Annotated in this window: 11 protein-coding genes; 2 read left to right on the forward strand and 9 right to left on the reverse strand. The window is 56.6% G+C overall.

What is annotated here, in order from left to right:
* Window positions 1-126: 126 nt before the first annotated feature.
* The 8 genes from BN1137_RS19575 to BN1137_RS19610 form a co-directional block, all read right to left on the reverse strand.
* On the reverse strand, window positions 127-684 hold the full coding sequence (locus BN1137_RS19575; protein ID WP_050720195.1) for a DUF3332 domain-containing protein: 558 nt from the start codon (window positions 682-684) through the stop codon (window positions 127-129).
* A gap of 175 nt (window positions 685-859) precedes the next feature.
* Window positions 860-2,155, reverse strand: a complete 1,296-nt coding sequence (locus BN1137_RS23080) for a methyl-accepting chemotaxis protein (protein WP_050720196.1) — start codon at window positions 2,153-2,155, stop codon at window positions 860-862.
* Window positions 2,156-2,411: 256 nt separating this feature from the next.
* Complete coding sequence (locus BN1137_RS19585) at window positions 2,412-2,876, reverse strand: GNAT family N-acetyltransferase (protein ID WP_050720197.1); 465 nt, start codon at window positions 2,874-2,876, stop codon at window positions 2,412-2,414.
* 108 nt (window positions 2,877-2,984) lie between these two features.
* Entirely contained in the window at window positions 2,985-3,440 is a 456-nt protein-coding gene (locus tag BN1137_RS19590; protein WP_050720198.1) for a DoxX family protein, read from the reverse strand.
* Window positions 3,433-4,185 (reverse strand): HvfC/BufC family peptide modification chaperone, encoded by a 753-nt coding sequence (locus BN1137_RS19595; protein ID WP_050720358.1) that lies wholly within the window; start codon window positions 4,183-4,185, stop codon window positions 3,433-3,435. The genes BN1137_RS19590 and BN1137_RS19595 overlap by 8 nt, the downstream gene beginning before the upstream one ends.
* A 46-nt stretch (window positions 4,186-4,231) precedes the next feature.
* Window positions 4,232-5,086: an MNIO family bufferin maturase gene (gene bufB, locus BN1137_RS19600; protein WP_050720199.1), complete on the reverse strand. Its 855-nt coding sequence runs from the start codon at window positions 5,084-5,086 to the stop codon at window positions 4,232-4,234.
* 66 nt (window positions 5,087-5,152) lie between these two features.
* Complete coding sequence (locus BN1137_RS19605; protein WP_083443491.1) at window positions 5,153-5,416, reverse strand: BufA1 family periplasmic bufferin-type metallophore; 264 nt, start codon at window positions 5,414-5,416, stop codon at window positions 5,153-5,155.
* Window positions 5,417-5,908: 492 nt separating this feature from the next.
* On the reverse strand, window positions 5,909-6,268 hold the full coding sequence (locus tag BN1137_RS19610; RefSeq protein ID WP_408605559.1) for a hypothetical protein: 360 nt from the start codon (window positions 6,266-6,268) through the stop codon (window positions 5,909-5,911).
* 325 nt (window positions 6,269-6,593) lie between these two features.
* Here BN1137_RS19610 and BN1137_RS19615 point away from each other — a divergent pair, with 325 nt between their 5' ends.
* Window positions 6,594-8,618 (forward strand): BCCT family transporter, encoded by a 2,025-nt coding sequence (locus tag BN1137_RS19615; protein WP_050720200.1) that lies wholly within the window; start codon window positions 6,594-6,596, stop codon window positions 8,616-8,618.
* 641 nt (window positions 8,619-9,259) lie between these two features.
* Window positions 9,260-11,329, forward strand: a complete 2,070-nt coding sequence (locus BN1137_RS22125; RefSeq protein ID WP_198150684.1) for an NACHT domain-containing protein — start codon at window positions 9,260-9,262, stop codon at window positions 11,327-11,329.
* A gap of 209 nt (window positions 11,330-11,538) precedes the next feature.
* On the opposite strand, the gene BN1137_RS19625 is transcribed toward BN1137_RS22125, so the two are convergent.
* Entirely contained in the window at window positions 11,539-13,116 is a 1,578-nt protein-coding gene (locus BN1137_RS19625) for an ATP-binding cassette domain-containing protein (protein WP_050720202.1), read from the reverse strand.
* Window positions 13,117-13,184 lie beyond the last annotated feature (68 nt).

Raw genomic sequence — 13,184 nt, forward strand, 5'->3', positions numbered from 1 at the left:
TGTGTCGCCTGCTGGGTTTGGTGTTGCAGCCCTACAGCAAACCCTCGGCCAGACCATGAAAAAAGCCCCGCAGTTGCGGGGCTTTTTTTGCAGGGGACGGGGTCGCCCAACTATCTTGACAGCCGATCAGGCGAGGCTACGACCGGCGCGACTCATCTCGGCCAACTGCGCCTCGGTCAGGGTCGATACCAGCTTGCCGTCGAGATAGAGATCCACCTGCTCGCCGCGCTTTTCACCGCGCATCATGCTGCTACGGCCATCCAGGTAGTGAATTTCCATCAACGCAGTGCGATCGTCAGGATAAGTCACTTCCACCTCCCGCACGCCTTGCGGCAACATGGCAAGCGGCACCTTGTTCAGCGCCGGATCCAGATGCTGGTTGACCTTGATCACCGCATCGGCCTTCTGATCCACCAGCGCCGGTGACTTGCCGGTGATGGGGTTCTTGCCGGACCAGAACTCGATGGTGTTGAACACGAACAGATCCGCGGTCGCCGCCAGACCATACACCGGGGAGAGCAATACGAAGACGCCGGCGCGGCCATAGCGGTTATCCACCGCGCTCAGGTTGCCCTTGGTCAGCATGGCGGAGAGGCCCATCGACCCCATGCAACCGCTCAGACCCACACTCGCTACCATCCCCAGCAGCAGCGCCGCTGCCCTGCCTTTCTGTCCAACTGCCATCTTCTCTACCCGCTCAATGAAAAATGAGCCGGCAGACTAATCAAGGCGGCAGGGCAGAACAATTCACAAGCAAGGGGTCATACAGGCCGGATTCAGATTGGGCGTTCAACCGCTCACACTTTTGGCACTCTCGCCAGATACCGTCGCAAGGGTCTGGCGCTGGCTGAGTCGTGCCTCAGATGGAAAGACTGGAGACCGTCTCCGAAACCCGATTCGCCTCTTGGCGGATCTCGGCCATCACCCGATCGACCCGGGCAATCTGCTGCTTGCCGAGTTCAGCGCTGCCGGCGACCCCGGCCATGTCGTCGGTGACTCTGGTGGTCAGCTCACGGTTCTTCTGCACCACCTTGGCAATCTCGCCGGTCGACAGCGAGGTGCGCGCCGCCAGCTGGCGTACCTCGTCGGCCACCACCGCAAAGCCACGGCCCTGATCCCCGGCGCGCGCCGCCTCGATGGCCGCGTTGAGCGCCAGCAGGTTGGTCTGATCGGCGATGGCGCTGATGGTCGAGACGATGGCCTCGATGTGCCTGGATTGCTCGTTGAGCTGACCGATGAGGGCGATGGCCTGATCCACCTGGGCCGCGATCAGAGACGAGGTATCGACCACGGCGCGCAACAGTTCGGCCCCCTGCTCGGCGCTGCTGAGGGTTTCCTGCGCCGTGCTGTGGGCAATCTTGGCCGCGTCCCGGGTGGCGTTGCTCTGATGAATGCGCGCCGTGATGTCACTGGCGAACTTGACCACCCTCACCACCTTGCCCTGCTCGTCCCGGATCGGGTTGTAGGTCGCCTCCAGCCAGACGGCCTCGCCCCGGCTGTTGTAGCGCATGAAGAGCCCGGACTTGAACTGGCCGCGGGCCAGCTCCGCCCAGAAGTGGGGCTGCTCGCGCAAAAACGCTTCGTCACAGAACATCTTGTGATGCTGCCCCTTCAACTGGCTCTGGCTGTATCCCATGCAATCGAGAAAGTTGGCATTGGCGCTGAGAATGTCGCCGCTTGGGGTGAATTCGATCATCGCCTGGGATCTGTCCAGCGCCTGGGCCAGCGCCTCCTGGCGTTGCAGCCGTTGCTGCCGGGCCGTCATGTCGGTGGCTATCTTGATCACCTGAGTCACCCGGCCCTGCTGCTTCACCGGGAAGTAGCTCGCCTGCAGCCAGAGTGTCTCACCCCGCTGGTTGAGGCGCTCGAAGAGACCGGACTGGGCTTGCCCCTGTTTGAGCCTGGCCCAGAACTGCTGGTCGTCGGGCGATTGCGCCCAGCTCTTAAGGCAAAACAGGCCATGGTGGTGTCCCTGCAGCTCGGCGGCCCGGTAGCCCATCAGGTTCAAGAACGACTCGTTGGCCTCCAGGATCTCGCCATCCGGGCTGAAGATGATGGTCGCGGCGCCCTGCTTGACCGCCTCGACGATCCCCTGCTGCTCATCGAGCCGAGTCTGGCAAGACTGCAACTGCGCCTTAAGTTTGTGGTTGAACATCAATATGCTGCCTCTGTACTGACAAAAATGGAGCCAATATGGCTCCCTCAATCCGCTCATGCATGTTTGGTCACTCGACTCCGCCCGCGGCACCCTGTTATCGGCAGCATCGGGCCCGATAAGAGTGCCGTTGTTGCGGCTAGATGGGCGGACACCGGCTGGCCATCGCGGCGCTGCCAGGGACGCACCTTGGCGGGCAAAGCGCTGACGGTGCCAGTACGTAACGCGGCCGATGTTGGATCATCTGGCAAGCGGATTAACCCGCGGGCTGCCACTCCAGATAAGCGGGATTGGTCACAAACCCCATGCGCTCATACAAGGGGCGCCCCTCGTCGCTGGCATGCAGCCACAGCTTGCCCAGTTGCTGCTCGCGCGCATGGGTCGCCATCACCTCGAGCAGGGCGCCCGCTATGCCCTGCTTGCGCCAGGCGGGCTGGGTATACATGTTGAGCAAGTACGCCTCTCGCCCCGCCAGATTGCCGGGATAGGGCGGGCGCACGAACAGCGCCAGGGTGCCGCAGGCCACCAACCTGCCCTCTGCTTCCACCACCCAGGAGCGGGCACTGCCCTCTTGCATCGACTGGGTGAAATAGGCCTGGGTCGACTGCCAGAGCGCGGGATCGGCCAAGGGGGTGACAAGCTCCCCCACTTCGCAGAACAATTGCATGCGAAGATCTACCAGAGCAGGAATATCGGCTGCCACAGCCTCACGAATTAGCATGTTTTTCTACCTTCAGGTCATGGTCGGGACATTGTGCCATACCCGCACCCGATAGCTTGGCTAACCATCAAATAAGGGGCCCGCAGGCCCCTCCAGTTGATGCCCACCTCAAGGGGCTCGCCGCCCCCTGGCAAGGCGCCAGTGATCCAGCGACAGGGGGCCGGCGCCCCACACCGCCAGGGTCAGCAGCATCCAGCCCCACAGCTGGTGATCGTAAAAGCCCCCCGCCCACAGGGTCGGGTAGGAGATGACCGCCATGATGTTGAAGCCAAACAGCAGCGCGGCGACCGGGCGGGTAAAGAGCCCCGCCAGCAGGAACAGCGGCAACAGCAGCTCGGTGGTCGTGCCCACATAGGCCGCCCACTGCCAGGGCAGCAGGGGCACCTGATATTCAGATTCGAACAGATAGAGAGTGGAATCCCAGGCGCTCAGCTTGAGCCAACCCGAGCGCAGGAAGACAGAGGCAACCCAGAGCCTGGCGAGCAGCAAGACGGCGCCGACCAGCCAGGGCTGGGCGCGCTCGGCCCACTGGCAGAGGGCGCTTGATGAGGTGTGTTCAGTCATGGACAAACTCCAGATCGACCAGCAGATCGAGGGTGATAAGCGAGGGTAGCTGCGCGGCCATGGTGGAGGCGCCTCCCAGCAGTTGGGCCAGGGGCTGGCCTTGCTGGCAGCCTTGCAGCAGTTGCCAGGCTGGCGCCGGGAGCGCAATGGGCGAGGCCCTGTGACCCGGCAACTTCTTGAGCACCAGCCAGCAGGGGGCATCCAGTTCGGTAACGGTGGCGCCGCCGTGCAGGGCCATCTGCCACAACGCCAGCACCGGATAGGCGCTTTCAAACAGCAGGATGTCGCTGGCCGGTTGCAGCACCAGCTGCTCCCAGCGCTCGGGGGCTACGGCGGCCAGACGCTCTGCTGGCCAGCGGCGCAGCTCCAGAGGCAGCAAGGCGGCTCTGTCCAGCGCCCACTCGAAATGGGCCAGACTCTTCAGCCAGGGCAGCTCGGCGGTAGTCGGCAAGCTGGCGAGCCAGTCGCCAAAGCCCTCGCCATAGTGCATCACGGCGCCTTCGCGCAGCGGCTCGGCCAGCACGAAGCCGCGGGCCGCGGCGGCAAAAAAATCCTCCCCCACCATGGCCTTGACCGCGGGATAGCTGCTGGCCAGCACCTCACTCAGACCCAGCACGAAGTTGTTGCGATAGACCTGCAGCAAGGCGCTGGCGGGCAAGGTGGCCGGGGCAACAAGCGGCAAGATGGCGTCACCACCGAGCAGCCCCTCGGCAAATGCCTGCTGCACCTGCTGCACCTGCTGCAACTGGCTCAGATCGGGCACAGGGGTCAACTCAGCTCCCGGTATCAATTCAGACATGACTGGCCTCCCGCCCGGCGAGGCACTGGGACGCCTGGGCGGCGCTCAGGATCTCGCTGGCAAGCTGCGCCTCCCCCAAGAGCACCGGCAGCGGCGGTATCTCCAGATCCCACTCGATCAGGGTGGGGATGGCGCGCTGCTCACAGATCTGGCGATAGAGTTCCCACACCGGTTCTGCTACCGGCGCGCTGTGGGTGTCGATATAGAGGTGCCCCTCGGGCAGGGCCTTGTCGGTGTAACCGGCGAGGTGGATCTCCCCCACCCGGTCGAGATCGATGGCCGAAAGATAATCGGCGCAGTCAAAGCCGTGGTTGAAGGCACTGACATACAGGTTGTTGAGATCGAGCAAGATGCCGCAGCTGCTGCGCCGGGCGAGCTCGGCCAGAAACTCCCATTCGCTCATCTCGCCGGGCAGTTGCAGATAAGATGAGGGGTTTTCAATCAACAGCTGACGCCCCAGGGCCTGCTGCACCTGTTCTATCTTGTCGCTCATCTGGGCCAGCGCCGCCCGGGTGTAGGGGACCGGCAGCAGATCGTTGAAATAGCGCCCGCCGATGCTGCCCCAGCTCAGGTGCTCGGAGACCCGCACCGGCCGGATATCCTCCACCAGCGCCGTCAGCTGGCGCAGATGGGCGAGATCCAGGGGATCGGCGGAGCCGAGCGACATACCCACCCCGTGCAGGCTGATGGGATAGTGCCCGGCAAGCTCCGCCAGCACCTCGAATCCCAGTGTGTGGCGTGCGAAGTAGTTCTCGCTGTGCACCTCGAGCCAGCCGATGGCCGGCAGGGTTTGCCGGATCTCGTCGTAATGGGGGGGGCGTAAACCGATACCAATCAATGGGTTCATGACAAGGCTCGCAGTCATCGAGGGGAAACCATGATGTGGCCAGGACGCCACATCATGGCATGACGCTTACTTGGGTTGCAGGGAACCGCCCGCCAGCTTCTCGCACAGGCCCTTGGGCACCACCACGAAGGCATCGCCCTGAGCATCCATCTTGGCGGTACCGGCGCAGGAGTTGCTCTTGGTGGCGCAGTCATTATTACCGGCCTTGACCACGCCGTAGCACTTCTCCTTCTCCTCGGCAGCCATGGCTGGCGCGGCGATCATCTGGGCGCCCAGGGCCAGCAGGCCCGTCATGGCGCAAGTGATGGCGGTGCTCTTTTTCACGTTCATATGCAAATTCCTTATTGTTGAGCCTGATGGCTGATATCTGCGGTGTGAAGGTGTTGCCGGGCATCACATGCCGGCTACCTGCAATAAAACCGGACCAGAGGGGAAAAGATTTCATCAAAAGATAGCCTTGATGGCATTTGTCAGGAGAAATACCGTTAACCAGCTGTTTTATAAGATGAATATTCAAGACAATAAAAACGGACAGGGCGCAGCAAGCCTCGGAGGAGGCTCGGAGAGGAACATTAGCGAATGTATTTACGATATTTAACGCTGCATTTAAGGCAAAAAACTCACCATATATGCCACGCACACCATCCAGTTAGTTATATAAGCCGAAAACAAGGCATTAAGAAGATATCTATTTCGATGTCGACCCAAGAAAAAAGGGGCCTCTGGCCCCTCGCTCTGATGTCGGGGAAGAGAGATCCCCTCCCCCATTTTCACCCCACCAAGAAGCGCTTACTCACCCGCTTCGCGGCGCTGCACATGACCTCAGGCGGTCTTCACGCATTTTTGGATAAAGCTGTTCTTGGCGGCTCCCGCCAGCTTCTTGTCGGCAGCCGCCTTCTCACACTGGCTCGCCTTGTCTGCGGCCGCGTCCGTCTTCACACATTTTTGGATAAAGCTGTTCTTGGCCGCCCCCGCCAGCTTCTTGTCGGCGGCCGCCTTCTCGCACTGGCTCGCCTTGGCGCTGGCACCATCGGCGGCAGGGGCCGTCTTGACGCACTTGCCGATAAAACTGGTCTTGGCGGCGCCCGCCAACTTCTTGGCCACCGCTTGCGCCTCGCACGCCTGCTCTGCCGCAGAGCCCGCGCCCTGCACCGTCGGCGTGGCGCTATGGGCGACCCCCATTCCCATCAAAAACACCGTCATCAGGATGGCAATACCTTTCATGTGACAAGCCCTCATGGTTGATTCGATTGCGGTTCTGGCAACGAGGGAGCAAGGCTCAGCCGTCTCCCTCTTCCGATTGCACTATAGTCCTCCCGCCGGATGGGCACCAAAGTGACCACCACCATCAGCCTATCTCCTTGCCATTGAGCCCAACTCATCCGTCACAGGTTGTCAGGCACTGGGGAAGATGCCGCTAAGGGTCTGAACAAAATGCCCTCCTCCCCTGTCTTTTAGGCCCAAACCCACTTAACTAGTAGCTGGAATCCCCATTCGAAGGTGTCCCATGAACTCGCCCCGCCCACCTCGCTGTACCCTCTCGCTGCCCATCGTCATCCCGAGCCTGCTGTTTATCGCCGTGCTGCTGGCCATCTGCTCCCTGGCACCCGAGGCCGCCGCCCGCTTCTTTGGCGCAGGCCAGAGCTGGATCACCGAACACTTCAGCTGGTTCTACGTGCTGGTGGTCGGCATGTTCCTGATCCTGCTGCTGGTGCTGGCGTTCAGCAGCTATGGCAGCATCCGGCTAGGCCCGGACGACGCCCGACCCGAGTTCAGTTTCACCTCCTGGCTCGCCATGCTGTTTGCCGCCGGCATGGGGATAGGGCTCATGTATTTCGGGGTGGGCGAGCCCATGACCCATTTTGTCTCCCCACCCCAGGCGATGCCCCTCACGCAAGTCGCCGCCCGCGAGGCCATGGTCACCACCTTCTTCCACTGGGGCTTTCACGCCTGGGCCATCTACGCCATCGTCGGCCTGGTGCTGGCCTACTTCGGCTTTCGCTACAACCTGCCGCTGACCATCCGCTCCGGCCTCTATCCCATCTTCAAGGAGCGGATCCACGGCCCCATTGGCCACGCGGTGGACGTGTTCGCCCTGGTGGGTACCATCTTCGGTATCGCCACCACCCTAGGCTACGGGGTGCTGCAACTGTCGGCGGGGATCACCCGGCTCACCGGGCTCGACACCACGGGGGATCTGTTTCGCTTCGCCCTGATCGGGGTCGTGGTCGGCCTGGCGGGTCTGTCGGCGGTCACCGGCCTCGATAAAGGAGTCAAGCGACTCTCCGAGCTCAACCTCTTCCTCGCCATCGTGTTATTGCTGTTCGTGCTGCTGGCTGGCCCCACCCAATACCTGCTGGGGGCCCTCTCCGAGAACATAGGCAACTATATCTCGTCTCTCACCCAGCTCACCTTTCGCACCTTCACCTACAGCGAGACCCGCCAGGCGGGCTGGTTTGGCAACTGGACCCTGCTCTACTGGGCCTGGTGGATCTCCTGGTCCCCCTTCGTCGGCCTCTTCATCGCCCGCATCTCCCGTGGCCGCACCCTGCGCGAGTTCATCCTCGGGGTGCTGTTTGTCCCCACCGCCTTCAACCTGCTGTGGATGACGGTGTTTGGCAACGCGGCCATCTGGGCCAGCCAGCACGAAGGGGGCCAGACGCTAATTGACTCGGTCGGCAACATCGACACCCTGCTGTTCAACTTCTTCGATCTGCTACCGGGGGCCGACATCACCTCGGCGCTGGCGGTGATCCTCATCAGCGTCTTCTTCGTCACCTCCGCCGACTCGGGGGCCTTTGTCATCGACAACATCGCCACCCAGGGCAAGGATCGCTCCCCCATCTGGCAGCGCCTGTTCTGGGCCCTGCTGCTCGGGATCACCGCCGGCACATTGATGAGCACGGGTGGGCTGGCGGCGCTGCAGTCCATGACCCTGATCGCCGCCCTGCCGTTCGCCTTCATCATGGTGCTGCTCTGCCTCGGCCTGGTGCGCGGCCTGATTGCGGACAAGGAGCACTCGGCGCGGCGCCTCTCCCCCGCCACCGATTTCTGGAATGGCAAGCAGTGGCGCACCCGCATGGATCACCTGCTGAGCCCCTCCAGCGAGGAGGATGCCCGCAGATTCCTTGGCGAAACCGCCCTGCCCGCCCTGACCGCCCTGTGCCGCGAGTTTGAGGCCCGCGGCCTCACCAGCCGGGTCGAGCAGAGCGATCCGGATCAGTGCCTGCTGCTGGTGCCCCAGGAGGGACGGCGCGACTTCGGCTATGGGGTGCGCATCGAATCCAGACCCGCCCCCGCCTTCAACCCGCTGGAGGCCACCCACAACCACGACCCGGACGCCCGCATCTTCGAGCCCATGACCTTCTTCGCCGATGGCCGCGCCGGTTACGACATCCAGTACCTGACCCGGGACGAACTGAGCGCCGACGTCTTGCGCCAGTACGAACGCTATCTGGTGCTAAGCCAGGACGAGGGGCAAGATCTGCTGAGTGCGGCGCCGGAGCACAGCCCGCCGGAGTCCGGGGGCTAATGACTCAGACTAAGTGAAGAGATCGGCTGGCATGATTGGTTGGCAAGTGTGGCAACCAATCATGTCTTGAAGGCTTGTTGAATAGGTTGAACTGATTGCACTGATTGCACTGATTGCACTGATTGCACTGATTGCACTGACGCCAATCATGACCAATAAAAATCCCCCACCAAGGAGTTTATGTTGGCAATACCGAGGCTATTTGACGATACCCCCATCGGATAACCCATAGCCAGCCCTGCTGTCAGATCCATCCTTACACCATTACCCAATCGCACGGCCCACGATTTAGATAATGGCCACTGTGACCGGTCCCCAGATCAGCACAGCCTGGCTCTGTATCTGCTTACTCAGTTATCGGAGTATCAAGAGCCGCATTTGCCGCCCCCATCCGAGTTGAGAACTAATTGGTGAGCTAGCGCAAAAAACACAAATTTTACCTATGATTGCATCACTTTTTGACTGGTTTGTCGGTAAAGGGCAAGCCTATGATGGCCCCGGTGCCTATTGAACCATCCGGGCCCCGCCCGCTGCTCGATGGAGCAGATTGGAAGCTGTAATCCAGGGCGTAGGGTTACAGTTCAATGTTTTGTGTAACAAAATCCAAGTATGTAACCATGTCCTATGTTAGAGACGAGCTTATGACTGATGAGTTGATAGTATCAGCAGCCAATGGCGCTGGCGGATTTATTTCAAATGTTTTTGAACACAAGATAAATAAAATTAAAGATTATTTTCTAGAAAAAGAACTAGCAAAAGATATAGAGCCTGAAAATATATCAAACTCTCTGTCTTTATACTTCGAAAAGCTATCTAAACGAGTTAGTGAAATCACGACCGTAGCATTCCCACAACATAAACTTGATTTTGTAACTATTTATGAGCCATTAAATTTAATTGAAATAAATAAAAGTGAGCATATTGAAGGCGTTGCTCTCGGAAATGGTAAAGCCCAACCTTTCGATATTGTTAATCAACTCAAAAATGAAAGTGGCGCATATATTATAATTGATAGCGCTGGGATGGGAAAAACTACATTTTCTAGATATTTAGTTCATGAGATTTTGTATAAGAGTGAAAAAATCCCTATCTTATTTGACTTAAGGAAAATTAATGAAGGGGCTGATTTAATTGAATTATTAGCAAAAGAACTAGATTTTCCTTGGAAAACATTTTCTCGGGATTTATTTTACCGCCTCTTAGCTATAAATAAATTCATAATTATATTGGATGGGTTTGATGAAGTAGCACCGTCCAACCAAGAGTATGTTGCAAATCAAATTCACACGCTATCCAGTAAGTGTTGTGACAACTCAATCCTTCTTACATCAAGACCACAAGAAGGCTTACCAGATATTATAAATAGCAATGTATTTAAATTTGAAGAACTAAATGTAGAACAAGTCAAATCCTTGCTATTAAGATATGACAAGTGCGCCTCATCAAGTGTAGGAAAAAACTTAATTGAGCAACTTGACAAAGTGCCACAGAACTTCTTAAAAACTCCATTAATCGTTTCACTACTATATAAAACTTTTGGTTTTAATAACTCAATTGCTGATCGTCTCTGTACTTTCTACGATGATGTTTATCAAGCCTTATATAAAGGTCACGACTTAATTAATAAAGGTGGTTTTTGTAGAAAGAAAATGTCTAATCTTGATTACGAAGACTTTAGAAAACTAGTACGAGGGTTCTGTTATTTAATGACTGTATGCAGAGTAGTTTCATTTACAGATAAAAATGATCTCTATTCTAATTTAGATAAAGCTATAAGGCTGACTGGTATAAAACCTAGCTCCAACAGCCATTTTCTTACCGATTTGCTGGTCTCTGTACCTTTAATGACAAAAGAAGGAAATGAATACAAATTTATACATAAAACAATTTTAGAGTATTTTTCAGCAGAGTACATTGTCTACCACTCTGCAAGTAAAGAAAAGCTTTCTTTAATGCTAAGAAGTGAGTCTTTCTCATCATTTTCAAAAATTATGGATTTTGTTTATGATATAAACGCATCTTTATACAATAAAGTAATAACAAGAAACTTAGCTACCGTAGCTTACGAAAAAATAAATTTTGATAATTTATTAAACAATCTAATAACTTCATGCATGTTACTATATGATATTAAAATAGGAATTTTCGATCTTCCATTTTTAAATAAGGTAATGGATAACCACAAGACTGTTTTTTATGAAAGTAATTTCAAAACAGAAAGGGAACAAATCGCCCTACATTTTTCACTTGCTGATAATAACATCATGGGATATATGTCCTACGCAGCAAGAATAAGAATGAACAGTAATGTTTTTTACTTTGGCATTGCTAGAAAAGACAAAAAAGATAGCCTTCCATTTCATCACTATGCCTATAATGAAATATGTGAAAAATACTCCTATAAAGATTTGTTTGATATTCTTGGCGTTAGTGTTTTAAACCAAGATCATGGCCATGCTCTCAAAGAGTACAGTGATGAGATTTTAAACACTATAGAATCGAACAAATGGTTTGATTTTCATGAGAGAACACCTTTTATTTCATGGGGAAGGGATATCATAATAAATGGAATCATAGATGCTGTTTTTATGAGCGTTGATGAATCAAACAATTCTTTTGCACATATAGTTTCAAAGAAAAAAATAGAGATTTTTTTAGATGAGTTAAAAAAGGAAGATCAGTTGGAGAGGGAAATAGAAACACTCCTTTGAGATAAAGTCTGGGGGGTGATTTAGGACACCCACCTTTTCTGAGAAAGTCCCAGTCTGACCAATTAACACCGTTGTGACCAATGAAGGGTCTAGATGTCAGTGTAAAAGCAGGCACGCCGGTAGCTTTAGCATGGTAAGTATCTTGCTCAGCAACACGGGTGGTACTGAAAAGCACCACCCGTTTTTATCTTCCTACGTCTATTTATCCCCTATTCCTCAATCTCCTCACCCAACCAATATTCCCGCCCAACCCCGGCCCCGGCGACAAAGTAAGGATCGTGGGAAACCAGCAGCAAAGTGCTTGGATAGTCGGCCAGCACCTGAGTGAGCAACTGCCGAGAGGCGTGATCCAGGTGGTTATCCGGTTCATCGAGGAGCAGCAGCTCTGGCTGCTGGGCCAATACCATCAGCAGACCCAGTTTCAGCCGCTCGCCACCGCTGAGTGCGTGGCTCGGCTGCAAGGCTCTGTCGCGCCGCAATCCTATACCCGCCAGCCGGGTTCTCGCGTCACTCTCAGCCAGATCCGGCGCCGCTGCCAACAGGTTAGCCAGTGGACTGAGCGCCTTGTCGATGAGACTCAATCCCTGATCCAGACAGGCAAGCCTGGCGCTGATCCGGTAAGAACCCGATTCTGGTACCAGCTCCCCGCGTAGCATCTTGAACAGGCTCGATTTTCCGCTACCGTTCTTGCCACTGAGCAGGCAGCGATCTCCCCGTTGCAACACCAGACTGACGCTCTGGCTGTGCCAGCGCGGATGGCTGGCTGCCGTAATCACCAGCGGCTGGGCACTGCCCTGTTTGCTGGCATCGACCCCATCCTGCCACTGCATACGCAGAGGCTGCACCGCAGCCAGGGCGGCGGCCGCATCCACCTTTAGCCCCAGCTGCTGTTGATGACCACGCTCATGACGATCCAATACCTTGCCAAGGGACTTGCCCGCCTGATCCGCTTTGAAATCGAGCAGCACCTTGGCCTGGGAGCCACGCTCCCGGCGACCCTGACTGGCGCGCTTTGCCGCTTGCTCGCGCACTCTTTGCAGTGCCTGAGCTGCCGCCTTCTCACTGCGCACTGCCTGATCCAGGCGCGCACCTCTCGCGGCCTGCTCCTGTGCCTGCTGCTGTAAATAGGCCTGGAATGAAAGCTGCGAGCTTTGCAGCCCTTGCTCGTTTAACTCAAACAGTTGCTGGGCCTGATTGAGCAGCCGCCTGTCGTGGCTCACAAGCAGATAACCGCCTGGGTGGCGCGCCAGTTGCCGCCCCAGCCAGTCGATACCCTCGGCGTCGAGGTGATTGTCAGGCTCGTCCAGCAGCAGGAAGTGATCCGGGTTGGCAAAGAGCGCCAACAGCCTTAACCGTCTGAGCTGACCACCGCTTAGACAGGCCAATGGTTGGTTGATATCGACATCCAAGTTGGCCTCTGCCAGAAGCGCCGCTAGGTCCTCTCTCAGGGTCCAGCGCTCCCCTAGCAGCTCGAAATCCCGGCTGTCGATACTGCCCAACTCAATGCGCTCAAGAGCGCCCAGGGCCTCCCCCCAGCCAATAAGATCACTCACTGAGCCTTCACTGCCTGACGCAAATTGGGAAAGCCAGGCGACGGGCCGAGCCCATTCCACCTTGCCCGATACCGGAGCGCGCAGACCGGCCAGCACCTCCAGCAGCAGGCTCTTGCCGATGCCATTGCGGCCGATCAGGGTGCAGGGCGCCTGGGGCAGGGAAAATGTGAGGGGCGCAATGCCGGGCAGATAAGGCAGTTGCAACTGTTTGATATGACATGACATAGGGGTCATCTGCACTCCTGTGGGTCAATGCCGGAGCATCAAGCCAAGAGCCAAGCCAAATGACAGGGACGTGCGTC

The sequence above is a fragment of the Aeromonas tecta genome, assembly GCF_000820185.1.
Lineage (GTDB): Bacteria > Pseudomonadota > Gammaproteobacteria > Enterobacterales > Aeromonadaceae > Aeromonas > Aeromonas tecta.